Here is a 22,808-nt window from a genome sequence, read left to right as displayed (position 1 = left end):
CTCCTTCAGGGTTCTATCGTCACCTTGATCGCCTTGCCCGTGCTGACGAGGTCGATCCCGTCGAGCACCCGGGGCAGCGGCAGCCGGTGGGTGATCAGGTCGGACACCACGACGGCGCCCTCGGCCACCAGGCGCAGGGCCTCGGCGTTGTGCGCGGGGCTGGAGCCGTTCGCGCCCACGATGGTCAGCTCCCGGTAGTGGACCAGGTTGGCGTCGAGGGCGATGACCGGGTCGTCCTTCGGCAGCCCGCCGAAGAAGCTCACGCGGCCCTGCCGGGCGGCCATCCGGACCGCCTGCTCCTGGGCCGCGCCGGAGGCCGCCGCGGTGATCACGACGTCGGCGCCGCGGCCGCCGGTCAGCTTGAGCACCTGCCCGACGGCGTCGGAGTCGATCATCGCGTCCGGACGCACCAGCTCGGCCGCCATGGCCAGCCGGTCGGCGTTGACGTCCACCAGGAAGACCCGGGACGCGCCGCGCGCCCGCGCCAGCCGTACGTGCAGGCAGCCGATCGGGCCCGCGCCCATCACCACGACGTCGTCGCCCGGCCCCACCCCGGCCAGCGACTGGCCGTTGAGCACGCAGGCCAGCGGCTCGGCCACCGACGCCTCGGCGAACCCGACGCCGTCCGGAACGGTGTTGACCCCGTTCACCGCCAGCACCTTGGCCGGGACGACCACGTACTCGGCGAAGCCGCCGTCGTAGTGGTAGCCCATCGACTCCTGGCGCGGGCAGACGGTCAGGCGGCCCCGGCGGCACTCCGGGCACGTCCCGCACGGGATGGCGGCGATCACTTGCACCCGCGCCCCGGTGCCCACGACCTCGCCGGCGATCTCGTGGCCCATCACGCGCGGCGGCCTGATGTGGTGGTGACCGTACCGGAAGATCTTGGCGTCGGTGCCGCAGGTCGAGCAGTTGCGCACCCGGATCTTCAGCTCGCCCGGCCCGGCCTGCGGCTCCGGCGCGTCCTCGATCCTGAGGTCGCCCGGGGCGTGGAACCTGGCTACCTTCACGTCAGCTCCTTCAGCACCTGGCCCGGCTCCGTCGCCTCGCGCAACGTCCTGGCCCGTTCGGGGTCGAGCAGGATCTCGGCCAGCGCCGCCAGCAGCGGCACGTGCCCGTCGCCGGCCGCGGCGATGCCCACGCACAGCGTGACGCGCTCGCCGTCCCAGTCGATCCCGCCGGGGAAGCGCACGACGCAGATCGCGTCGCGCGTGACGTCCCGCTTGGCGGCGGCCGTGCCGTGCGGGACGGCCACCCCCTCGCCGACGTAGGTGGAGATCGTGCGCTCGCGTTCGAGCATCGCCTCGACGTACGGCTCCGCGACCGCCCCCACCTCCACCAGCACCCGCCCGCACCGGCGGACGGCCTCCTCCCGCGAGGCCGCGCTCTCGTGCAGCAGGATCGCCCGCGCGTCGAGCAGGTCCTCACGCATCGACGGCGCCGCCGTTCCTGATGGTGTTCACCAGCGCGGTCACCGCCGGGTCGCCGAGGAAGACCTGGAAGGACACCAGCGCCTTGCCCGGCGCGGCGGCCCTGGCCCTGGCGGCCAGCCCGGAGTGGCACACGACGACGTCGGCGTCGGCGGGGATGGAGTTCACCGGGGTGTGCTCGACGGTGACGCCGCTCTCCTTGAGCTGCTTGCGGAGCTGGGAGGCGAGCATGACGCTGCTGCCCATGCCCGCGTCGCAGGCCACGACGATCTTGTGGATGTCCTTGCTGTCGATGCCGGCCACGGCTCACGCCTCCTTGCTGAGGGGTTCGGTCCTGACGGGTTCGGTCCTGAGGGGGCGGGTGCTGGCGGGCTCGGGCGCCGGCGGGTCCGCGACGGCGTCCTGCGGGCCGGGGGCGTCGGGCTCCGGCTCCTTCTCGCCCCGGCCGAAGCCCAGCAGCACGGCGGCGACGGCGAACGAGACGGCCGTGGCCACCGCGATCCCGGCGATCGAGCCGAGCCAGCCGCCGCGCGGCGTCACCGCGAGGTAGGCGAAGATGCTGCCGGGGGACGGCGTGGCGACCAGGCCCGCGCCGGTGATCATGAAGGTGAACACGCCGGCCGCCCCGCCCGCGATGACGGCCAGGATGAGCCGCGGCTTCATCAGCACGTACGGGAAGTAGATCTCGTGGATGCCGCCGAAGAAGTGGATGATCATCGCGGCGGGCGTGCTCGGCCGCAGCGGACGCGGCCCGAACAGCAGGTACGCCACCAGCAGCCCGAGCCCGGGGCCGGGGTTCGACTCCAGCATGAACAGGATCGACCTGCCCTGCCGCACCGCCTCGGCCACCCCCAGCGGCCCGAGCACGCCGTGATTGACCGCGTTGTTCAGGAACAGCACCTTGGCCGGCTCGATCAGCACCGAGGCCACCGGCAGCAGGTTGTTGGTGATCAGCCACTCGACCGCCTGGCCCGCCGCGTCGGTGACGACCCGGACGACCGGCCCGATGCCCAGCACCCCGGCCACGGCCATCGCGGCGCCCACGATGCCGGCGGTGAAGTTGTCCACCAGCATCTCGAACCCGGCCCGGGTCCGCTGCTCAGTGAACTTGTCCACATATTTCAGGATCACTGCGGCGAGCGGGCCGACGATCATCGCGCCCAGGAACATCGGGATGTCCGAGCCCACGACCACGCCCATCGCCGCCACCGCGCCGACGACCGCGCCGCGCTGCCCGTGGACCATGCGGCCGCCGGTGTAGGCGATGAGGATGGGCAGCAGGGACTTGATGACCGGGTCGACCAGCGCGGCCAGCTCCTTGTCCGGCAGCCAGCCGGTGGGGATGAACAACGCGGTGATCAGGCCCCAGGCGATGAACGCGCCGATGTTCGGCATGATCATCCCGGCCAGATGGCCGCCTAGACGCTGGATGGTGGCCTTGACTCCGGTGCCGTAGACCGGAGGGGTGTAACTGTCGGCCATGGACGTGCTCCTTCGGGGGGATGAGCAGTGGATCAGCCGTGCGGTGCGGGGGCGACCGGCTCCGGGACGGGCGGCGCGTGCGGGACGGTGAGCGGGCGGGCCGGGTCGGGGGCTCCCGTGCGCACCCCGGCGCGGTCGATGTCGGCGGGGCCGGGCATCCTGCTGCCGGGCAGCCGGACCGCCGCCGCGCCCCAGGCCAGCGCCTCGGCCAGGGCGGGGACGCCGTGCCCGCCCGCGGCCAGGAACCCGGCCAGCATGGCGTCGCCGGCCCCGACGGAGCTGCGCGGCCCGGTGACCGCGGCCTCGCCGTACCAGACGCCGTCGTCCTGGACGAGGACGGCGCCGTCGGCCCCGAGGCTGGCCAGCACCGTGCGGGCGCCCGCGGCGCGCAGCCCGGCCGCCGCCTCGACCACGTCGCCGACCCGGCACAACGGCCGGCCGGTCACCGCGGCCAGCTCGTCGAGGTTCGGCTTGACCAGCGCCGGACCGGCCTCCAGCGCCCGGGCCAGGGCCGGGCCGCTGGTGTCCACGGCGACGCGCAGGTCCGCGGCGGCGAAGCGGCGGCACAGCCGGGCGTAGACGTCGGCGGGCGCCCCGGGCGGCAGGCTGCCCGAGGCCACCACCCAGTCCGCCTCCCGCGCCGCGGCCAGCACGGTCTCGGCGATCGTGTCCAGCTCGGCCGCCGACAACGCGGGCCCCGGCTCGTTGATCTTGGTGACGGTGCCGTCGGGCTCGGCGAGCGCGACGTTGGAGCGGGTCGTGCCCGCCACGGGGACGGTGACCATGTCCAGGCCCTCGGCGGCCAGCAGGCGGACGAGCTGCGCGCCCTCGTCCCCGGCGAAGGGCAGCACGGCGCGGGCGGCGACGCCGTTGGCCAGCAGCGCCCGCGAGACGTTGACGCCCTTGCCGCCCGGGTCGAGCCGGGCCCGCGCGGCCCGGATCACCGCGCCCCTGGCCAGGGCGGCGATCTCGATCGTGCGGTCGAGGCTCGGGTTGAGCGTCAACGTGAGGATCACGCCCGGATCACCTCCGGCCCGGCCGCGGCGACGTCGGCGGCCAGCGCCGGGTCGATCCCGGCGTCGGTGATCACCACGTCGATCTCGCCCAGCTCGGCGAACGTGGCCAGGTAGGTGTTGCCGAACTTGGTGTGGTCGGCCAGCAGCACGCTGCGCTGCGCGGCCCGGACCATGGCCCGCTTGATCGCCGCCTCGGCCGGGTCGGGCGTGGTCAGGCCCCGGTCGGGCGAGCAGCCGTTGGCGCCCATGAACGCGACGTCGACGTTGAGGTGGGCCAGCGGGCGCAGCGCCCAGTCGTCGACCGTGGCCAGCGTCTTGCCGCGCAGCCGCCCGCCCAGCACGATCACCTGGAGGTTGGCCCGCGAGGCCAGGACGGTGGCCAGCGGCGGCGAGTTGACGATCACGGTGAGCTCGCGGTCGGCGGGCAGCGCCTGGACCAGGCGGCCGGTGGTGGTGCCGGCGTCGATGATGACCGAGCCGTCCTCGGGCAGCTCGGCCAGGGCCGCCTTGGCGATGCGCTCCTTCTCCGCGGTCATCACCTCGTCGCGGGCGGCCAGCGCGGGCTCGAACCCCAGGCGTTCCACGGGGATCGCGCCGCCGTGCACCCGGCGCAGCACGCCCGCTCGCTCCAGCGCGGTCAGGTCGCGGCGGATCGTCTCGGTGGTCACGTCGAGCTCGGCGGCCAGCCGCACCACGTCGACGCGGCCCGCGTCCCGCGCTCTGCGGAGGATCTCCTGCTGCCGCTCCTCGGCGTACATGATGTTGGTTCACCGCCGTTTCTGTTTGGTTTCTCCTGTGTTTATACCCGCTTTCGTTGGACGGTCAAGGGGTGGACGACACAATCTGGTAGTTATAGGCGGGTGCGAATGAAGCCCCTGGCCGCCGCGGCGGCGGTCGTCCCCGTCGTGGCCCTGGCCACGCCCGCCCACGCCGCCGTCGCCCGCCCGATCCAGGTGCCCCCGGGCACCACGGCGGCCTGGGTGGTGTTCGACAGGAAGGCGGGCAGGATCGTCGCCGTCCGGAACGCCCACCGCAAGTTCCGCTCGGCGTCGGTCGTCAAGATCCTCATCGCGATCGACTACCTGGAGCGGCGTAAGAGCGTGCCGCCGGCCGACGCCCGGCTGCTGAAGATCATGCTGCGCTCCAGCGACGACGACGCCGCCTCGGCGTTCTGGGACCGCGACGGCAAGGGGCAGATCATCGTCCGGACCGCCCGCCCGCTCGGCCTGTCCGACACCACCCCGCCGCCCGCGTCCAAGCCCGGCTTCTGGGGCTACACCTCGCTCAGCGCGTACGACGTCGTCCGGACCTACCGCTACCTGCTCGACACCGCCGACGCCCGGGTGCGCGACATCATCCTCGGCCACCTGCGCGCCGCCACGCCGTGCGGCACCGACGGCTTCGACCAGACCTTCGGCATCCCGCGCGCGGTGCCGAGGCCGTGGGCGGTCAAGCAGGGCTGGTCGGGCTTCGGCACGACGCCGCCCGGCACGTGCGACCCCAAGGCCCTGGCCGCGCCCGTCTCGTGGATCGCGCAGCGCGCCACCGGCTCGGGCGTGCCCGACTACGGCCGGCCCGTGCTGCACACGACGGGCCTGGCCGGCGCCGGCGACCGCCTGGTCATGGCGGTGCTCACCGCGCACCCGGCGGGCAGCGCGTGGAGCGGCTCGGTCAAACGCGTCACCGACCTGACCGCGGCCCTCCACCGCTCGGTGTCGTAGCCGCGGCGGGACGGGTCAGGAGCCGGTCCGGAGTTGCTGTTCCAGGCGGACCTTCTTCGGGACGCACATGCGCCACGCCTCCAGCACCAGCTCGCGCATCTCCGCCACGTCGAGGGCGTCCATGCGGGCGACCACCCAGTTGAAGCGCAGGTCGGACTCGCCCGGCATGAGGAACTTGTCCGGCTCGGCCGCGACCAGGGCCTCGCGTTCCTCCTTGGGGAACCCGAAGCCCATCAGCGTCTCGTCCCGCGAGAACGCCACATAGACGATCTTTCCCACGCGGAACTTGACCCGGTCCCGGATCAGGTGCTCGGACGAGCGCGGAAGGGTGCGCGCGAAGCGCCGGACGTCCTCGACGGTGATCACACAGCCACGTTAGCGGTTGCCCTCCGCGGCCGAGATGTCGGCGAGCGCGGAGTCCGGGTCGCGCTCCACCGCCAGGTCGCCCAGGCTCACGATGCCGACGGGACGGCCGTCCTCGACGACCGGAAGGCGGCGCACGGCGTGCGAGCGCATGATCTGCACGGCCTGGTCGATGCTCGTGTCGGGCCCGACCGCCTCGACCGACGGGCTGCACGCCTCCCTGACCGGCGTCTCCGGCCCCCGCTCGTCGGCCACCACCCGGATCGTGATGTCCCGGTCGGTGACGATGCCCTTCATGCGCCCGTTCTCGTTGACGATCACCGCGCCCGCGTCGTTGTCGCGCATGAGTGCCGCGGCGGCCGACACCGGCTGGTCGCACTCGACCGTCGCCGGGTGCGAAGTCATCACGTCTGCCACGGTCTCTGCCATGGGATCCTCCTGATTGCTCACGTCCCGGCCGCTTACTACCCGGGCCGGGGGAGCGCTCACAGGGCTTTGTCGGATCCCGGCGTCCGGCCATGCGTGTCCGGTACGTCCGTGGAGGAGCCCTTTACCGGGCCTCAGAGCGTCTTCGCCGCCAGGCGGATCTCCTCCAGCAGGATCGCCAGGTCGTCCTCGGTGGTGTCGGGATGCAGGAAGCAGGCCCGCAGCGCGTCCCGGCCGCCGAGGCGGGTGCCGGTGAGGAAGGCGTTGCCGCGCGCCTGGACCGCGCCCGGCAGGGCCCGGTTGAGCGCGTCGAGCCCGCCGGGTTCGCCGGGTTCGCCCGTTGCGGGCGTGTGGCGGAAGGCCGTGATGGAGGTGGCGACCGGCGCGAGCAGCTCGAAGTCCGGGGCCTGCTCGACCATGGCGGCCAGCGTGCGCGCCAGGCCGCCGGTGTGCTCGACCAGGCGCGTGACGCCCTCCCTGCCCAGGTACGACAGCGTCGCCCAGGTCTTCAGCGCCCGGAACGGGCGGGTCTGCTCGGGCCCGTACTCGGCGAACCAGCCCAGGTCGTCGGCGTTGTCGTCGATCAGGTACGACGGCACCAGGCTGAAGGCGGCCCGCGCGGCAGCCGGGTCGCGCAGCAGCGCGCAGCCGCAGCCGACCGGGACGCCGAGCCACTTGTGCGGGTCGAGGGCCAGCGAGTCGGCCCGGTCCAGCCCCGCGTAGGCGGGCGCCGAACGCGCGTCGAGCACGCCGAGCGCGCCGTAGGCGCCGTCCACGTGGAACCAGAGCCCGTGCTCGGCGGCCACGTCGGCGATGGCGTCGAGCGGATCGACCGCGCCGGAGTTGACGGTGCCCGCGCTGCCCGCCACGCAGAACGGCCGCAGGCCGGCCGCCAGGTCGTCGGCGATCATCGTGCGCAGCGCGCCGACGTCCATGCGGAAGGTGGCGTCCACCGGCACCTTGCGGACGTTCCGGGCGCCGAGGCCGAGCAGCTGGGCCGCCTTGAGCAGGCAGCTGTGGCCCTCCTCGGTGACGTACATGATCATGGGCGGGCGGCCGTGCAGGCCCTCCTCGCGGGCGTCCCAGCCGTCGGCGAGCGCGGCCTGCTGCCGGGCCGTGGCCAGGCAGACGATCGTGGCCATCGACGCGCCGCTGGTCAGCAGGCCGCCGCCGGGCGGGTGCGGGAAGCCGACCAGCTCGGCCAGCCAGCGCACCACCGTGCGCTCCAGCAGCGGGCCCGCGTGGTCGCCGCCCGCGCAGCTCGGGTTGAGCGCGGCGGCCAGCGGCTCGACCACCACCCCCGCGGGGGAGGGCGGCGAGTTCACCCAGCCGAAGAAGCGCGGGTGCCCGTTGCCCATCGGGTACGGCAGCACATGGGCGCTCACGTCGTCGAGCAGCGCGTCGAGCGGACGCCCGGCGTCGGGCAGCGGCAGCTCGCCCAGCCAGGCGCGCTCGGCGGCGGGCACCGGCCGCCACACCGGCCCGGCCGGGACGCCCTCCAGATGGGCGGCCGCGATCTCGGCCGCCCTGACGCCGGCGCGGCGCAGCTCATCCATGCGGGGAATCCCTCCAGGTCTCGTGGTGGCCGCCGCCACCCAGCTCCATGGCCAGGTAGAAGACGCAGTCGGCGGTCCCGTCGTTGGCGAAGGCGTGACGGTGGTCGCCGGGGTAGGCGGCCGAGTCGCCGGCCGCCAGCTCGTACGGCCGGTCGTCGATCGTCAGGCGCAGCGTGCCGCGCTCGACGGCGAGGTACTCGCGCGAGCCCTTGGCGTGCGGGGCGAACTCGCCCGCGTCCACGCCGGGGCCGATCGTGGTCCGCATGAACTCGAACTCCACCTCGGCCAGCACCGGCGACAACACCCGCCGTTCCCAGCCCGACGGGTCGCGCAGCACCCGCTGCCGGTCGTGCCGCAGCACGCGCACGTCCTCGCGGGCCGGTTCGTCGAGGAGCCGGGAGATCGACGTGCCGAGGGCCGTGGCCAGGCGGTCGAGCACCAGCACGGTCGGCGACTTGGCGCCGCGCTCGACGTCGGAGACCATGCTCCGGCTGATGCCGCTCAGCTCGGCCAGGCGCTCGACGGACAACCCGCGCCCGCGCCGCTCGGCGCGGATGCGCCCGCCCAGCTCGGCCAGGGACAGCCCGCTGGACAGCACGCCTTCACCTTGCATTCCTCCACTATAGCGGAGAAACGTCCTCTTTAGCGGCCTTGGTCTGCTCATAGGCTGCCAGCACCTGCTTGCGGCGTTTGGCCGGCAGGCGGTCGATGTACAGGTAGCCGTCGAGATGGTCGGTCTCGTGCTGGAGGCAGCGGGCCAGCAGGCCGGTGCCCTCGACGGTGACCGGCCGCCCCTCGGCGTCGAAGCCGTGGACGGTGGCGTGGTCGGGCCGGGGGAGCGGGGCGAACTGGCCGGGGACCGACAGGCAGCCCTCGTCGTCGGGATCGAGGCGGCGCTCGCCGAGGCCGGGCAGCTCCAGGGACGGGTTGACCACGACGCCCTTGTGGCCGACGCCCTCGGCGTCGGGGCAGTCGTAGACGAACACGCGCAGCGGCACGCCGATCTGGTTGGCGGCCAGGCCCACGCCCTCGGCCGCGTACATGCTCGCGAACATGTCGTCGACCAGCGCCGCCAGCTCGCCGTCGAACCGGGTGACCGGCTCGCACGGATTGTGCAGCACCGGATCGCCCACGTGCACGATCGGCCGGACCTCTCCCACGACCACGCCTTCCTTTTGCCGGGACATTGCCGCGACCAGTCTATGAGCGACGCCGGACGCGCGATGCCGTCTCAAATAGAAAGACACTTTCTCTCGATAGATGAGACTCGCGCTAGGGTCGGAGCACACATCGTCGTGAAGGAGTCTTTCGATGGACGCCGTCTACACCCATGGGCACCACGAGTCCGTCCTGCGCTCGCACCGGTGGCGCACCGCGGAGAACTCGGCCGCGTACCTGCTGCCGCACCTCAAGCCCGCGATGAAGGTCCTCGACGTGGGCAGCGGGCCCGGCACGATCACCGCGGACCTGGCCGCGCTGGTGGCCCACGTGACGGCGTCGGAGGTCACCGAGGACGCCCTGGCGCTGGCCAGGGCCGAGATCGGCGCGCGCGGGCTGGGCAACGTGGACTTCGCCGTCGCCGACGCGCACGCGCTTGACTTCCCCGACGACACCTTCTGCCTGGTCCACGCCCACCAGGTGCTGCAGCACGTGGGCGACCCGGTGCGGGCGCTGCGCGAGATGCGCCGGGTGACCAAGCCCGGCGGGTACGTCGCGGCCAGGGACAGCGACTACTCGGCCTTCGCCTGGTACCCGCGCCTGCCCGCGCTGGACGACTGGATGGCCCTCTACCAGCGCCTCGCCCGCGCGAACGGCGGCGAACCGGACGCCGGGCGGCGCCTGCTGTCCTGGGCCCGCGCCGCCGGCTTCCAGGAGATCACCGCCACCTCCTCCACCTGGTGCTTCGCCACCCCCGACGACCGCGCGTGGTGGGGCGGCATGTGGGCCGACCGCGTCCGGCGGTCGGCCCTGGCCGAGCAGGCGCTCGCCACGGGCGCGGCCACCGGGTCCGACCTGGAGCGCATGGCCGAAGGCTGGCTGGAATGGGCCGCCGCCGACGACGCCTGGCTCTCGATCCTGCACGGCGAGATCCTCTGCCGCCCCTGACCCGCCGGACGGGCGACGGGCCGCTCCTGACCTGCCGAGCGTGTGGCGTGGTTCAGAGGCCGAGGGTGCGGGTGCGCTGCCACTGGGGGTCGCGGTAGAGCACCTGGTCGGTGCCCAGCAGCTCGTCGGGGGCCGACAACATGGCGATCTCGCCCGCCGCCTGGAGCTGGAGCAGCAGGTCGCGCACCCGAGGCCCCACCGGCAGCCGCCCGGCCGGCAGCCCGAACCCGGCCCGCACCGTGTCGGCGATCTCCGACAGGCGGAACGGCCCGTCGAGCCCCGCCACGATGCCGCGCACCACGGTCATCGTGATCAGCTCCTCGGCCTCGGTGTGGGCGAGCTGCCAGGTGAGCTGCTCCTTGCGGCCCCCGGTCGCCGCGCAGACCGTGCACCCGCGCGTCAGGTCGGGGGTCAGCTGCTCCACCGCCGAGCCGAGACAGGCCGAGCACCGGCCGTTCTCGGCGGCGTGCAGCTCGGCCGCCATCCGCCCGGCCAGCACCGCGCCGCAGTCGCAGCCGAAGCCGTCGCCCAGGATGCCGCTCTGCGGGGAGATCGTATGCTTCGTCATCAAGCCGACTCTACCGGCCCCGGCCGCCGCCCCCGCGGGCCCGCAGCCGTCTCCCCGCAGTCCTGTCCCCCCGGCCGCGTCCCCTCAGCCCTGTTTCCCTGGCAGCCGCGTCCCCCAGCCGTGGCCCGTCAGGTGCGGATGTCGGCGAGGCCGCGCAGGCGGCGCAGGGCCTTGCGGGCCGCGGCCGTGACGCGCTCGTCCGGGTGGTGGTCGATGACGACCCGCAGCACCCGTCCCGTCCACGGGTGGTCGCCGAAGGCGAGGATCGCGATCGTGCCCGCCTGTTCCTCCGCGTCCATCCCCATGGCGATCGAGTCGATCACCTCGCCCGCCTCGCCGCCGCCGAACTCCAGCAGCGCCGCCGCCATGTCCACCAGCACCCAGGCGATCTCGTCGGGGGTGGGCCGCCGGTCCTCCCGGCCCGTCCTGGCCGCGACCACCGCGCCCAGCCGGGGCTCCTCCAGCAGCCCGCGCAGCGCCCGGCGGCCCTCCTCGCCGAGGCTCGACTCCAGCAGCTCCACGCCGACCGCCCGGCTCAGCGGGCTCACCCCCGCCAGCGCCCCGGCGATCTCGGCGGCGGCCCGCTCGCGGTCGCGGCCGGCCAGCCAGCCCGCCAGCTCCTCGCTCCGCTCGGCCTCGGGGTAGGAGCGCAGGCCGTGCAGCAGCGTGGCGGCGTCGGCGCCGGCCAGCGTCCCCATGACGGGGATCTCCTGCCCGGCGGTCTCGGCGATGATCAGCCGCGCCACCCACAGCCCGAGCCAGCTCAGCGTGTACGGCTCCGCCTGCCGCACCAGCCCCAGGTCGGTCAGCGCCTGAGGCGCCCGCCCGGCGACCGGCTCCCTGGACAGGAACATGCGGATGAGCTCCAGCAGCAGCCGCTCGTCGGCGGCCAGCCGCGCCCGGCACACCCGCGCCCACGCCTCCAGCACCCGCGCGTCGCCGGCCCGCTCGTCGCCCTGCTCCTCTCCCTGCTCGTCGCCCTGCCCGGCCTGCGAGGCGTCGCCCTGCCCGGCCTGCAGGGCGTCGGGGTCGGCCTGCGGGGCGTCGGGCGGGCCGGCCTGCGGGGTGTCGGGCGGGTCGAGCAGGGCCTTCAGCTCGCCCGCGAGTGGCGCGGCGCGGACCGCGGAGGCCAGGGTGGCGGCGTCGGGCAGCCGGATCGGCGGTTGCAGCGGCAGCGCGTCGTCGTCGTAGGACCTCACGGAGCCCATCCTGTCCTCATCGTCGGCCGGGTCGGAATCGTCCCGCCGGATCGCGAAACGCCGGAAACTGGACGCGGTCCAGCGTACTCACGTCGCCCTCCGGCCACGAGGGGAAGATCACGTCCGGGAAAACGGCGGGCGGGCGGCGGCGGGGTGGACTAAAGTGCTGCGAAATGTCGGGAGAAGGGAGGCACTGAGATGTTTGGCAGTGTAAGTGTGGTTTTCATTTCTCGGAGGAACTGTGCTTTTCCGTCCCGCGGCCGAGGCTGACCTCGACCGCCTGCTCGGCTGCGTCGTCGACGAATCCATCAGCTGGGCCCATCCCGACCGGCTGCTCTCCTTCCTGGAGAGCCGCAACTACCGCTACGACCGCATCTGGCTCGCCGAGGAGAACGGCGAGATCCTGGCCCGCGCCGTCTGGTGGGGCTTCGCCGGCGAGGAGCGACCGCTCGCCCTCGACTGCGTCTACGTCCACCCCTCGGTCGAGGACCGGGTGGGGCTGGCCGGTGAGCTGCTGCGCCACGCGCACGCCGCGTTCGGCCGCACGCCGGAGTACCACGTCTTCGTCTCCAACGGCTGGCGTGAGGACCCGAAGGCGTCGGCGGCCATCGCCTGGCGCTGGGAGGCCGCCGGCCGTGCCGGGCTGACCGAGGAGCTGGAACGCCTGCGCTACGCCTGGACGCCCGGCTCGCCCGTGCCCGAGCCGTCCGACCGGCTGGTCTTCCGCGGCGATGACGACGACGAGGTCTTCGTGGACGCCTTCCGCCAGGTCGCCGAGGGCACCCTCGACTTCCACACCCGCCAGGCCCTGATGACCATGGACCCCGTGGAGCAGGCCCGCGAGGACGTCCGCGACAACCGCTCGATGCGGGGCGATCGGTCCTGGTGGCGGCTGGCCTACGACAAGAGCGGCGACCTGGTCGGCGTCGCGCTGCCCTCGGCCAACGACGCCGGGCCCGTGGTCGGCTACCTCGGCGTGGTGCCCGCGCACCGGGGCCGCGGCTACGTCGACGAGCTGCTCGGCGAGATCACCCGCTTCCACGCCGAACGCGGCGTGCCGGGGATCATGGCCGACACCGACGCGGGCAACGTCCCGATGGCGCGGGCGTTCGAACGCGCCGGGTACGAGAACGTCTCGGTCCGGCTCGTCCTGTCGGCCGACCCCGGCGCCGCCTGACCACCCGTCCCGTCCCTGACCGGCCGCACCCGTCAGGGGCGGGACGCCAGGCGCACCCGTCAGGGGCGGGACGCCAGGCGCACCCGTCAGGGGCGGGACGCCAGGCGCGCGCGCACGGCCAGGTCGTGCAGGGCGTCGCCCGCGGTGGCCCGCTCGGGCAGCGCCGAGCCCTCGCGCGCCGCCTCCAGCGCGGCCGTCATCCGCGCCACGTCGTCGGCCACGCCCGCCACCTGCGGCGCCGCGCCGTGCTCCGCCTCCCGCTTGGCCGCCACCAGCTCCGGCAGGTACGGCGGCCCGTACGGCAGCAGCCGGGTCAGGTCGGCCTCCAGCTCCCCGGTGCGCATGAGGTGGGTGCCCGTCGCCAGCACGCGGAAGGTGTACAGCAGCGGCTTCAGCTCGCCCGTACGCCCGAACAACCGCCACTGCGTACGCGCGAACCCCAGGTAGTGGTGGGCGTGGTGCCGCGTCACGCACCCGGCCGCCAGCGCAACCAGCTCCTCGTGCACCGGCGATGAGGCCACCACCAGCGGCGACAGGAGCTGTTCGAGCACGTAACCGTTGCGGCCGAGCAGCAGCCGGCAGAACTTGACCAGGTCGTGGGTGACCAGGTCCACCTCGACGCCCTCGCGCGTCCACGTCCGGTCCAGCGTCTGCGGCCCGGTGCGCAGCCCGGCCACCTCCTCGACCGGCAGCACGTGCACGCCACGCAGGTCCACGTCGGAGTCCACGGACGGGAAGCCGTACAGGTGGGCGCCGCTCACGGTGGCGAACGCCACCGGGTACGGCTGCTCACCGGGGATCTCCGGCAGCCACGACGGTAACCAGGACGGCAGCGCGTTCACAGGTGCTCCTTCCGCACGCCCACCAGGAAGTCCTCCACGCGTTCACGGTCCGGACGCTCCGGCAGGACGCAGGGCGCGGCGGCCAGCTCCGCCGCCAGCCCGGCCCGCCAGGCGTCCACCTCCGCCCACGGGACCTCGCCGCGCCGGACCGCCAGCAGCCGTTCGCGGTGCGCCCCGACATCGACCAGCGGCTCGCCGTGCCGCATCAGGTGCAGGCCGCTGAGCAGCAGCCGCAGCATGTGCATGGCCTGCTTCCACCTGGGCGCGGCCGGGTCGAGACGCCGGAACTGGTCGACGGCGTACCCGGCGAAGGTCTGCCGCGCCCGCCGCGACACGAACGCCCCGCGCAACTCCAGCAGCCGCCGCCCGGCCGGGGTGGCCACCTCCACGATCGGCGACCACAGGCACTCCAGCACCGTCGGGTTGGCCTCCAGCGCCAGCACGCAGAAGCGTTCCACCTCCCACGAGAACTGCTCGGGCAGCGGCCCGTCGCGGTGCGTGGGCGGCTTGGCCAGCCGCCAGAAGTCCGCGGTGGGGGCCACGAACACGCCGCGCCGGTCGGTGTCGGACGCCGCGGTCTCCAGCCCGTACGCCCGTGAGCCCGTCACGACGGACAGGATGAGATCGTCATTCATCCGGACACCCTCCCACGGGGCTTGCGTTCGGGGGCCGGCGGCTGGTCTGATCGAAAAGTGGGCGGCTATGACGAGGCTTACCGGCGGAGCATCCAGCGCCCGGAGGAGTTCTGGGCGCAGGCGGCGCGCGACATCGACTGGGACGTCGCGCCCGCCGTCGTCAGCGACGGGAAGCGGTGGTTCCCCGACGGACGGCTCAACACCTGCCACAACGCGCTCGACCGGCACGTCGCGGCCGGCCGCGGCGAGCAGGCGGCGCTGATCCACGACAGCCCGGTCACCGGCGCCGTCCGCACGATCACCTACGCCGAGCTGCTCGACGAGGTGGCGCGGACGGCGGGCATGCTGAAGGCGCTCGGCGTGACGGCCGGCGACACCGTCGTGATCTACATGCCGATGGTGCCCGAGGCGGTCGTCGCGATGCTGGCCTGCGCCCGGCTCGGCGCGGTGCACTCGGTGGTGTTCGGCGGCTTCGCGGCCAGGGAACTGGCCCTGCGCATCGAGCACGCCGAGCCCAAGGTCGTGCTCTCGGCCTCCTGCGGCATCGAGCCGGCCCGGGTCGTGGCCTACAAGCCGCTGCTCGACGCCGCCCTCGACCAGGCCGCCCACCGGCCCGCCCACTGCGTGATCCTGCAGCGCCCGCAGGGCCCGGCCGAGCTCACGCCCGGCCGCGACCTCGACTGGCACGAGGCCGTGCGCGCCGCCGGGCCCGCCGGGTGCGTCAGCGTGGCCGCCACCGACCCGCTCTACGTGCTCTACACCTCCGGCACCACCGGCCTGCCCAAGGGCGTGGTGCGCGACAACGGCGGCCACGCGGTCGCGCTGCGCTGGAGCATGACCAACGTCTACGGCGCCGCCCCCGGCGAGGTCTTCTGGGCCGCCTCCGACGTCGGCTGGGTCGTCGGCCACTCCTACATCGTCTACGCGCCGCTGCTGACCGGCTGCACCACCGTGCTGTACGAGGGCAAGCCCGTCGGCACGCCCGACCCCGGCGCGTTCTGGCGGGTGACCGCCCAGCACGGCGTGCGCACGCTGTTCACCGCGCCCACGGCGATCAGGGCCATCAGGAAGGACGATCCCACCGGCAGTTTCGCGAAGAAGTGGGACCTGTCCGGGCTGCGGCACCTCTTCCTCGCCGGTGAGCGCCTCGACCCCGACACCTACCACTGGGCCAGCGACCTGCTCGGCGTCCCCGTCATCGACCACTGGTGGCAGACCGAGACCGGCTGGCCGGTCGCGGCCAACTGCGTCGGCATCGAGACCCTGCCGATCAAGCCGGGCTCGCCGACGAAACCCGTCCCCGGCTACGACGTGCGCGTGCTCGACGCCGAGGGCCGCGAGTGCCCGCCCGGCGTGGAGGGCGCGGTCACCGTCCGGCTGCCGTTGCCGCCCGGCTGCCTGCCCACCCTCTACCGGGACGAGGAGCGCTTCCAGGCCTCCTACCTGTCCCGCTACCCCGGCCACTACCTGACCGGCGACGGCGGCCACATCGACGCCGACGGCTACCTCTACGTCATGGGCCGCATCGACGACGTGATCAACGTGGCCGGCCACCGCCTGTCCACGGGCGCGATGGAGGAGGTGATCGCCGCCCATCCCGACGTCGCCGAGTGCGCGGTGATCGGGGTGGCCGACGCGCTGAAGGGCCAGCTCCCGGTCGGGTTCGTGGTGCTCAAGTCCGGCTCCGGCCGCGACCCGGCCGACGTCGAGCGCGAGCTGACCGCCCTGGTGCGCGAGCGCGTCGGGCCGGTCGCCGCCTTCCGCCGGGCCGTGGTGGTCGCCCGGCTGCCCAAGACGCGCTCGGGCAAGATCCTGCGCGCCACGATGCGCGACATCGCCGACGGCCGGCCGTACGCCACGCCGTCCACCATCGAGGACCCCGGCGTGCTGCCGGAGATCGCCGACGCGGTGAAAGGCCCATAGCGGAGCGGGCATCCGGGCAGCGCCGGGGCCCCTCCCGGCGCATGATGGGACCTCCCGGTCCCGGAGAGAAGGCTGATGATCGAGACCCCGAGTTACGCCGACGCCCTGAGGGTGCTCGGCTGCAAGGAGGGCAGGCTCGTCAAGGTGGTCGGCTTCGCCGCGGCCGCCGCCCGCACGGGGTGGGCGCTGGCCGGGGGCGGGCTGCTCACCATGGGCCTGGCCGACCTGCGTTCCGACGTCGTGCGCTACGGCGAGGAGGTCATCCGCAGGATGCCCGAGCTGAAGGGCGGCGTGGACCGTTACACCCGCACCCAGCGCCTGGCCGCCGCGCACGCGGTGATCGTCGTGTCGGCCTGGTTCGAGGCGCTCGGGGAGGCCAAGCTGCCCTTCACCCTGGAGCAGCTCGACCGGGCCGACAAGATCTCCCACGGCGTGCCCACCCCCGAGCGCTTCGCCCGCCTGGTGGCCGGTCTCCTCATGGAACGCCTGCCCACCCCCGAGCCGCACGTGCCCTTCGCCGAGACCCGCCAGGCCGTCGAACGCGCCCACCTGCGCATGTCGGAGGCGATGGCCGGGTTCGTCGGCGGCCTCAGCGTGTGGGACGAGCTGCCCGTCGACGACCAGCTCCTGTTACCCCGCATGCTGGCCGAGGGCCCGCCCGCGCACGCGCTGCGCATCTACGACGAGGACTTCCGCTCGTTGTCCCTGGACAGCCACGAGTTCGGCGTGCGCAGCCTGGTCGCCGACCGCCAGACGCCGGGCACCGGCCTGTCGCGGGTGGCCTGGCTGCTGGCCGAGCTGGCCCCGCCGCGGGTCGGCGACCGTCCCATGATCCACCGGGTCAGGATGGCCGCGAACGCGCTCGACCGTCCCCTGCTGGCCGCCGGGAAGCTGCCCGAGGACGTCTCGCTCCCGCTGCTCGGCGAGGGCTACCTCAGTCCGCGCTGCCGGGTGGCCGAGCTGACCCGCGAGTCCGACCCCTCCTCCGTCAGCTGGTGGCGGGACCAGCGCCTGCTGCCCGACGCCGAGGCGTTCCTCGTCGGCCACCTCACCTCGCTGCGCGCCACCCAGGCGCCGCTGCTGGTGCTCGGCGAGCCCGGCTCGGGCAAGTCCAAGCTGACCGAGGTGCTCGGCGCCCGGCTGGCCAGGTCGGAGTTCCTGCCGATCCGGGTGGAGCTGCCGCGCGTCTCGCCGCGCGCGCCGGTCGCCGAGCAGATCGAGCAGGCCGTCGCCGCCGTGCTGGAGGAGGAGGTCGCCTACGCCGACCTGGTCGCCGCGGGCGACGGCGCGCTGCCGGTGATCCTGCTCGACGGCTTCGACGAGCTGCTGCAGGGCGGCGTCAACCGCTACGACTATCTCGGGCATCTCCAGGAGTTCCAGCGCCGCGAGGCCGCGCTGGGGCGGCCCGTCGTGGTGATCGTGACCAGCCGGACCGTGGTGGCCGACCGCATCAGGTTCCCCGACGGGCTGCTGGCGCTGCAGCTCCAGCCGTTCGAGGACGACCAGGTGCGCCAGTGGCTCGACATCTGGGACCAGGCCAACCGCGCCCTGCTGGCCCGGCGCGACCTGAAGCCCCTGCCCGCGGCGACCGCGCTGGCCCAGGGCGAGATGGCCCGGCAGCCGCTGCTCCTGCTGCTGCTCGCGCTCTACGACGCCGGCGGCAACGCCCTGCAGCGCGAGCACCGCCCGATCGGCCGCGCCCGCCTGTACGAGGTGCTGCTGCGCGACTTCACCGAACGCGAGACCGCCACCCCGCAGCGGGTGCTGATCGACAGCGAGCTCGTCCTGCTCGGCACGGTCGCCCTGTCCATGCTCGCCCGCGGCCGGCAGGTCATCACCGAGGAGGACCTCGCCCGCGACCTGCCCGCCCTGTGCGAAGGCGGCCAGGACGAGCCCTACGAGCCCGGCGAGCCGCGCCCGCCCGTCGACTGGGCCCGCCGGGCCACCGAGCGCTTCTTCTTCATCCGCCGGGACGGCCACTCCTTCCTCCACTCCACCTTCGGCGAGTTCCTGACGGCCTGGCTGACCGTGTACGCGCTGCGCGACCTCGACCGGCGCCGCCGCCTGGCCGGGGACGAGCCGCTGGCCCTGGCCCAGAGCGTGGACGACGACCTGCTCTACGCGGTCACGTCGTTCTCCTGCCTGGCCGAGCGCGGCCCGACGGTCGGGTTCATCCTGGAGCTGCTGGACGAGGTGCCGGCGGCCGTCCGCGCCCGGTGCGTGACCCACCTGGCCGGGCTGCTGCGCCGGTCCCTGTACGAGCGCCGCCGCCGCTGCTTCACCGGCTTCGAGCCGGTACGCCATCCCGTCACCCGCCGCCTGGCCGCCTACTCGGCCAACCTGGCGCTGCTCATCGTGGCCGCCTCGCCGGAGCCGGTGGCCGTCTCGCACATCCTGGGCGGCCCTGACCCGCTGGGCCGCTGGGCGTCCTTCAGCCACCTGTGGAAGGGCCAGCTCGGGCACGAGGGCTGGACGGGCCTGGTCAACGCCCTGTCGGCGCATCGCGTCGCCGGGCGGGGCCAGGAGGAGGTGATCCTCGGCGGCGGCGAGGGCACGGCGATGGGTGACGCGATCGCCGCCGCCGCCACCGGTCACGCGCCCCGCCACCGCAGGCTGCTCGACCTGCTGATGCTGGCCGTGGGGGAGGGGCGCGCGCTGCGCTTCCACGACCGGGTGGCCGTCCTGCGGGAGCTGGTGGAGACGGCGGCCGTGCGGTCCCCGGCGGTGCACCGGGCGCTGGGCGCGTTGTGGCGCGAGGACGGCGCCGACCACGCCGAGCTGCGCCCGCTGCTCGGCCTGGTGCTGGCCGACCCGACCGAACGCGTGGCGACCTGGGAGCAACTGGTCAAGGCGGGCGTGCCGGAGGAGGAACTCTGGCAGATCCGCCAGGGCGGCGACTGATCCATCGAAGCGGCTTCATCGACGGCGGCGCGCCTGATGTCAGGGCGCGGACGGGTCCACCGGGAGCTCCACGGTGATCGTCAGGCCGCCCTCGTCGCGCGGCCTGGCGGTGACCGTGCCACCGTGGGCCTCGGCGATGACCCGCACGATCGACAGGCCGAGCCCGCTGCCCCGCTCCGAGCGCAGCCGGTCGCCGTGCAGCCGCCGGAACGGCTGGAAGATCGTCTCGATCTCGTACGGCGGCACGTGCAGCCCGGTGTTGGCCACCACCAGCTCGACCTGCTCGGCCCGCCGCCGCGTCGTCACCCACACCTCGCCCTTGGGCTGGTTGTGCCGGATCGCGTTCTCCACCAGGTTCTGCACCAGCCGCTCGACCAGCACCGCCTCGCCCGTCGTCGGCGCCGAGTCCAGCAGCCGGTGGATCGTCACCTCCCGCTCGGCCGCCTCCTCGCCGGCCTGGTCGAGCACGTGCTCGGCGACGTCGGTCAGGTCGAAGGGCCGCCGGTCCAGCACCGCCTGCTCGCCCTCGGCCAGCGCCAGCAGGCCGTCGATGAGGCGTTCGTGCCGGGCGTTGACCAGCAGCAGCGACTCGCCGAGCCGCTTGACGTCGTCGGTGGCGTCGGGGCGGCGCACCGCGACGTCCACCAGGGTGCGGTTGATCGTCAGCGGGGTGCGCAGCTCGTGCGAGGCGTTGGCGACGAACCGGCGCTGCCCGTCGAAGGAGCGGGCCAGCCGGTCGAGCATGGTGTCGTAGATCTCGGTGAGTTCCTTGACCTCGTCGCGCGGGCCCTCGTAGGCGATGCGCTCGGTCAGGTCGTGGCTCTGGGCGACCCGGCGGGCGGTCTCGGTCACCGTCTTGACCGGCCGCAGCACCCAGCCCGCCGCCCGCCAGCCGACCCCGAACGCGCCGGCCGTGGCGGCCAGCACGATGAGCCCGCCCACCGTGCGCACGCCGCTCAGCGTCTCGCGCTGGTAGGCCGCGCGCACCCGCATCGCGTTGCGGTAGGCGGCCTCGTAGGAGTCGCCGTAGGAGTACTCCCGGGGGAAGTCGGGCCTGATCAGGTCCGCCCGGTGCTCCAGCTGCGACCGGACGACGAAGTACACCCCGGTCACCGTCAGGGCGCCGAGGAAGAAGAACACCCCGGCGCAGGCCAGGGCGAAACGCATGCGCACGGTCATGGGATGCGGTACCCCGATCCGGGGACGGTCTCGATCACCTGCGGCTCGCCGAGCTTCTTGCGCAGCTTCATCATCGTGGTCCGCACGGTGTTGGTGAACGGGTCGATGTGCTCGTCCCAGACCTTCTCCAGCAGGTCCTCGGCCGAGACCACCGCGCCCTGGGCGCGCAGCAGCTCGGCCAGCACGCCGAACTCCTTGCGGGCCAGCGGCACGTACACGCCGTCGCGGAACACCTGCCGGTGCGCCCAGTCCAGCCGCACGCCCGCCCGCTCCAGCATCGGCGGGTCGGCCCGGCGGGCGCGCCGCCCGAGCGCGTGCACCCGCGCCACCAGCTCCTCGAACGCGAACGGCTTGGGCAGGTAGTCGTCGGCCCCCAGCGACAATCCCGACACCCGCGAGCGCACGTCGCCGGAGGCGGTCAGCATGAGCACCCTGACCAGCCGATCCTGCTCCACCACCGTCCGGCACACCTCGTCGCCGTGCACCCCCGGCAGGTCCCTGTCGAGGATCAGCACGTCGTAGTCGTGCACGCCGAGCCGTTCCAGCGCCGCCTCCCCGTCATAGGCGACGTCGACGGCGAGCGCCTCGCCCCGTAACCCCTCGGCGATCGAGTCGGCGAGCATGCGCTCGTCCTCGGCGATCAGAACCCGCACCTGTAGCCCCCAAAAGATCTTAAATGCCGCAAGTCTGGATCAGACCGCATAACGCGGGCGTAACCAGTTCCGGTGACGCTCAGGTTATCGGCGTCCCGCTGGACTGCCTCCCTGACGACCGGGACCGGCCCGGTCGGCCACGGGGGAGAGATCATGGCAGCCACCCTGGCCGGGACGCGTCCGCTCGCGCCCGCCGCGCGCCGCCCGCGCGGCCACGGGCTGTTCGCCTGCGCGCTGGCGCTGGCCGCCGCACTGCGCGTGCTGGTCATGCTCGGGTACGACACGGCGCAGCTGTACTGGTACGACTCCTTCACGTACCTGGACACCGCCGTGCACCTGCGGCCGCAGGCGGCCTTCCACCCCGCCGGGTACTCCTGGTTCCTGTGGGCCCTGCGGCCCTTCCACAGCGTGGAGCTGGTCGCCGGGGTGCAGCACGCCATGGGGCTCGGGGTCGGCGTGATGATCTACGCGTTGCTGCGCCGCCGTTCGCTGCCCGGCTGGGGGGCCGCCCTGGCGACCGTGCCGGTGCTGTTCGACCCGTCCTTCGTCCGGCTGGAGCACGCCGTGCTGTCGGACCTCCAGGTCATCTTCCTGATCACCACCGCGCTGGTGGTGCTGATGTGGCGCCGGGCCCCCTCGGGCGCGCCGCGCGGCCTGCCCGCGGTGCCGTCGGCGCGGGCCGCGGCGGTGGCCGGGCTGCTGCTCGCGCTGGCCGGGCTGACCAGGACCGCCGCCGTGCCGCTGCTCGCCCTCGCGGCCGGCTGGCTGGTGCTGCGCCGCGCGCCCTGGCGGCGGGTGGCCGCGCTGGTGCTGGCCGGCGCCCTGCCGCTGGCGGCCTACGCCGGCTGGTACGCCCAGCACCACGGCCGGTTCGCCCTCAGCGGCTCCGACGGCGTCGCCCTGTGGGCCAGGACCATGACCTTCGCCGACTGCTCGATCATCCAGCCGCCGCCCGCCGAGGCTCCGCTCTGCCCGAACGGCACCGTCGCCGACGCCGCCTCGGAGTACGTCTGGGCCCCCGGCGCCTCGCTCAACCGGCTGCCGGGCGACCGGTTCGCCCACAACGACCTGGCCAGGTCCTTCGCGCTGCGTGCCATCGCCGCCCAGCCGCTGGACTACCTGCGCGAGGTGGCCCGCGACACCTCACTCGCCTTCACCTGGTCGCCGGTGCCCCACCCCCGGCGGATGAACCCGTCCACCACCTTCCCCCGCGGCTCCTGGCCGCTGCCCGAGCAGCAGCCCCTCGTCGCGAAGGTGCGCTCGGAGTACGACCCCGGCATCCGCGGCATGAGCTCCGTCGAGCCGTACGCCTCGATCCTGGCCGCCTACCCCTACCCCTGGTTCCTGCACGGCACGGTCTTCGGCGTGCTGCTCCTGGCCGGCGGCCTCGGCTCGGCCGGACGCCGCCGCGCCGCCCTGCTGCCGTGGGCCATGGCGGCGTTCCTGCTGGTGGCCCCGGTGGCCGCCCTCGACTTCGACCACCGGTACGTCCTGCCCGCCATCCCCTTCGCCTGCGTGTCCGCCGCTCTGGCCGTCGCCGGGGCCGTCGCGGGGGCGGGACCACGGACCTGGGGGTTTCCGGTCCTGACCTTTCAGAGGCTGACATCCTTGCGAAAAAATACGTAATATCC

Annotated in this window: 23 protein-coding genes; 6 read left to right on the top strand and 17 right to left on the bottom strand. The window is 73.9% G+C overall.

The window, feature by feature from the left end:
- Positions 1 to 5: 5 nt before the first annotated feature.
- Genes ACFYYW_RS21905 through ACFYYW_RS21880 form a run of 6 tightly spaced genes read right to left on the bottom strand, consistent with a single transcriptional unit; the run spans position 6 to position 4,686 of the window.
- Positions 6 to 1,010: a zinc-dependent dehydrogenase gene (locus tag ACFYYW_RS21905; RefSeq protein WP_387650904.1), complete on the bottom strand. Its 1,005-nt coding sequence runs from the start codon at positions 1,008 to 1,010 to the stop codon at positions 6 to 8.
- The gene (locus ACFYYW_RS21900; RefSeq protein WP_387650902.1) at positions 1,007 to 1,432 is read right to left on the bottom strand and encodes a PTS sugar transporter subunit IIA; all 426 of its coding nucleotides are present in this window, start codon (positions 1,430 to 1,432) and stop codon (positions 1,007 to 1,009) included. The genes ACFYYW_RS21905 and ACFYYW_RS21900 overlap by 4 nt, the downstream gene beginning before the upstream one ends.
- On the bottom strand, positions 1,425 to 1,733 hold the full coding sequence (locus ACFYYW_RS21895; RefSeq protein WP_358286402.1) for a PTS lactose transporter subunit IIB: 309 nt from the start codon (positions 1,731 to 1,733) through the stop codon (positions 1,425 to 1,427). Before ACFYYW_RS21895 ends, ACFYYW_RS21900 begins: the two co-directional genes overlap by 8 nt.
- Before the next feature lie 3 nt (positions 1,734 to 1,736).
- Positions 1,737 to 2,912, bottom strand: coding sequence for a mannitol-specific PTS transporter subunit IIC (gene mtlA, locus ACFYYW_RS21890; protein WP_387650901.1), 1,176 nt, complete (start codon positions 2,910 to 2,912; stop codon positions 1,737 to 1,739).
- Positions 2,913 to 2,944: 32 nt separating this feature from the next.
- Positions 2,945 to 3,928, bottom strand: coding sequence for a 1-phosphofructokinase (gene pfkB, locus ACFYYW_RS21885; RefSeq protein ID WP_387650899.1), 984 nt, complete (start codon positions 3,926 to 3,928; stop codon positions 2,945 to 2,947).
- Entirely contained in the window at positions 3,925 to 4,686 is a 762-nt protein-coding gene (locus ACFYYW_RS21880; RefSeq protein WP_352329377.1) for a DeoR/GlpR family DNA-binding transcription regulator, read from the bottom strand. Before ACFYYW_RS21880 ends, pfkB begins: the two co-directional genes overlap by 4 nt.
- Positions 4,687 to 4,794: 108 nt before the next feature.
- Between ACFYYW_RS21880 and ACFYYW_RS21875 the strand changes: the two genes are divergently transcribed.
- On the top strand, positions 4,795 to 5,649 hold the full coding sequence (locus ACFYYW_RS21875; protein ID WP_387650898.1) for a hypothetical protein: 855 nt from the start codon (positions 4,795 to 4,797) through the stop codon (positions 5,647 to 5,649).
- A gap of 15 nt (positions 5,650 to 5,664) precedes the next feature.
- Here ACFYYW_RS21875 and ACFYYW_RS21870 read toward each other — a convergent pair whose 3' ends face one another.
- The 5 genes from ACFYYW_RS21870 to def form a co-directional block, all read right to left on the bottom strand.
- On the bottom strand, positions 5,665 to 6,015 hold the full coding sequence (locus ACFYYW_RS21870) for an MmcQ/YjbR family DNA-binding protein (RefSeq protein ID WP_352325226.1): 351 nt from the start codon (positions 6,013 to 6,015) through the stop codon (positions 5,665 to 5,667).
- 9 nt (positions 6,016 to 6,024) lie between these two features.
- Positions 6,025 to 6,441: a CBS domain-containing protein gene (locus tag ACFYYW_RS21865; protein WP_352325227.1), complete on the bottom strand. Its 417-nt coding sequence runs from the start codon at positions 6,439 to 6,441 to the stop codon at positions 6,025 to 6,027.
- A 131-nt stretch (positions 6,442 to 6,572) separates the two neighbouring features.
- Entirely contained in the window at positions 6,573 to 7,994 is a 1,422-nt protein-coding gene (locus tag ACFYYW_RS21860; protein WP_387650896.1) for a pyridoxal phosphate-dependent decarboxylase family protein, read from the bottom strand.
- Complete coding sequence (locus ACFYYW_RS21855; RefSeq protein ID WP_352325230.1) at positions 7,987 to 8,607, bottom strand: XRE family transcriptional regulator; 621 nt, start codon at positions 8,605 to 8,607, stop codon at positions 7,987 to 7,989. The genes ACFYYW_RS21860 and ACFYYW_RS21855 overlap by 8 nt, the downstream gene beginning before the upstream one ends.
- Before the next feature lie 7 nt (positions 8,608 to 8,614).
- The gene (gene def / locus ACFYYW_RS21850; protein WP_352325231.1) at positions 8,615 to 9,181 is read right to left on the bottom strand and encodes a peptide deformylase; all 567 of its coding nucleotides are present in this window, start codon (positions 9,179 to 9,181) and stop codon (positions 8,615 to 8,617) included.
- Between the two features lie 124 nt (positions 9,182 to 9,305).
- Here def and ACFYYW_RS21845 point away from each other — a divergent pair, with 124 nt between their 5' ends.
- Positions 9,306 to 10,100: a class I SAM-dependent methyltransferase gene (locus ACFYYW_RS21845; protein ID WP_387650894.1), complete on the top strand. Its 795-nt coding sequence runs from the start codon at positions 9,306 to 9,308 to the stop codon at positions 10,098 to 10,100.
- 52 nt (positions 10,101 to 10,152) lie between these two features.
- Here ACFYYW_RS21845 and ACFYYW_RS21840 read toward each other — a convergent pair whose 3' ends face one another.
- A complete protein-coding gene (locus ACFYYW_RS21840; protein ID WP_387650893.1) occupies positions 10,153 to 10,668 on the bottom strand; it encodes a hypothetical protein in 516 nt (171 codons plus the stop codon).
- Between the two features lie 128 nt (positions 10,669 to 10,796).
- Positions 10,797 to 11,867: a hypothetical protein gene (locus ACFYYW_RS21835; protein WP_387650891.1), complete on the bottom strand. Its 1,071-nt coding sequence runs from the start codon at positions 11,865 to 11,867 to the stop codon at positions 10,797 to 10,799.
- A gap of 241 nt (positions 11,868 to 12,108) precedes the next feature.
- On the opposite strand from ACFYYW_RS21835, the gene ACFYYW_RS21830 reads away from it, so the two are divergent.
- Positions 12,109 to 13,044 carry a GNAT family N-acetyltransferase gene (locus tag ACFYYW_RS21830; RefSeq protein WP_387650890.1) on the top strand — a complete coding sequence of 312 codons (936 nt, stop codon included), beginning with the start codon at positions 12,109 to 12,111 and terminating at the stop codon, positions 13,042 to 13,044.
- Between the two features lie 86 nt (positions 13,045 to 13,130).
- Here ACFYYW_RS21830 and ACFYYW_RS21825 read toward each other — a convergent pair whose 3' ends face one another.
- The gene (locus ACFYYW_RS21825; protein ID WP_352325237.1) at positions 13,131 to 13,886 is read right to left on the bottom strand and encodes a DNA polymerase beta superfamily protein; all 756 of its coding nucleotides are present in this window, start codon (positions 13,884 to 13,886) and stop codon (positions 13,131 to 13,133) included.
- Complete coding sequence (locus ACFYYW_RS21820) at positions 13,883 to 14,521, bottom strand: DNA polymerase beta superfamily protein (RefSeq protein WP_352325238.1); 639 nt, start codon at positions 14,519 to 14,521, stop codon at positions 13,883 to 13,885. Before ACFYYW_RS21820 ends, ACFYYW_RS21825 begins: the two co-directional genes overlap by 4 nt.
- Before the next feature lie 57 nt (positions 14,522 to 14,578).
- On the opposite strand from ACFYYW_RS21820, the gene ACFYYW_RS21815 reads away from it, so the two are divergent.
- Positions 14,579 to 16,444: a propionyl-CoA synthetase gene (locus ACFYYW_RS21815; RefSeq protein WP_387650888.1), complete on the top strand. Its 1,866-nt coding sequence runs from the start codon at positions 14,579 to 14,581 to the stop codon at positions 16,442 to 16,444.
- Positions 16,445 to 16,519: 75 nt separating this feature from the next.
- The gene (locus ACFYYW_RS21810) at positions 16,520 to 19,345 is read left to right on the top strand and encodes an NACHT domain-containing protein (protein WP_387650887.1); all 2,826 of its coding nucleotides are present in this window, start codon (positions 16,520 to 16,522) and stop codon (positions 19,343 to 19,345) included.
- A 39-nt stretch (positions 19,346 to 19,384) separates the two neighbouring features.
- Here the strand turns inward: ACFYYW_RS21810 and ACFYYW_RS21805 are convergent, their stop codons facing one another.
- On the bottom strand, positions 19,385 to 20,524 hold the full coding sequence (locus ACFYYW_RS21805) for a sensor histidine kinase (protein ID WP_387650885.1): 1,140 nt from the start codon (positions 20,522 to 20,524) through the stop codon (positions 19,385 to 19,387).
- On the bottom strand, positions 20,521 to 21,177 hold the full coding sequence (locus ACFYYW_RS21800) for a response regulator transcription factor (protein ID WP_352325242.1): 657 nt from the start codon (positions 21,175 to 21,177) through the stop codon (positions 20,521 to 20,523). The genes ACFYYW_RS21805 and ACFYYW_RS21800 overlap by 4 nt, the downstream gene beginning before the upstream one ends.
- Positions 21,178 to 21,330: 153 nt before the next feature.
- Here ACFYYW_RS21800 and ACFYYW_RS21795 point away from each other — a divergent pair, with 153 nt between their 5' ends.
- Positions 21,331 to 22,803, top strand: coding sequence for a hypothetical protein (locus ACFYYW_RS21795; RefSeq protein WP_387650883.1), 1,473 nt, complete (start codon positions 21,331 to 21,333; stop codon positions 22,801 to 22,803).
- Positions 22,804 to 22,808: the final 5 nt, after the last annotated feature.

This window comes from Nonomuraea sp. NPDC001831 (assembly GCF_042892035.1).
Lineage (GTDB): Bacteria > Actinomycetota > Actinomycetes > Streptosporangiales > Streptosporangiaceae > Nonomuraea.
This window is presented reverse-complemented; position numbering and strand designations above follow the sequence as displayed.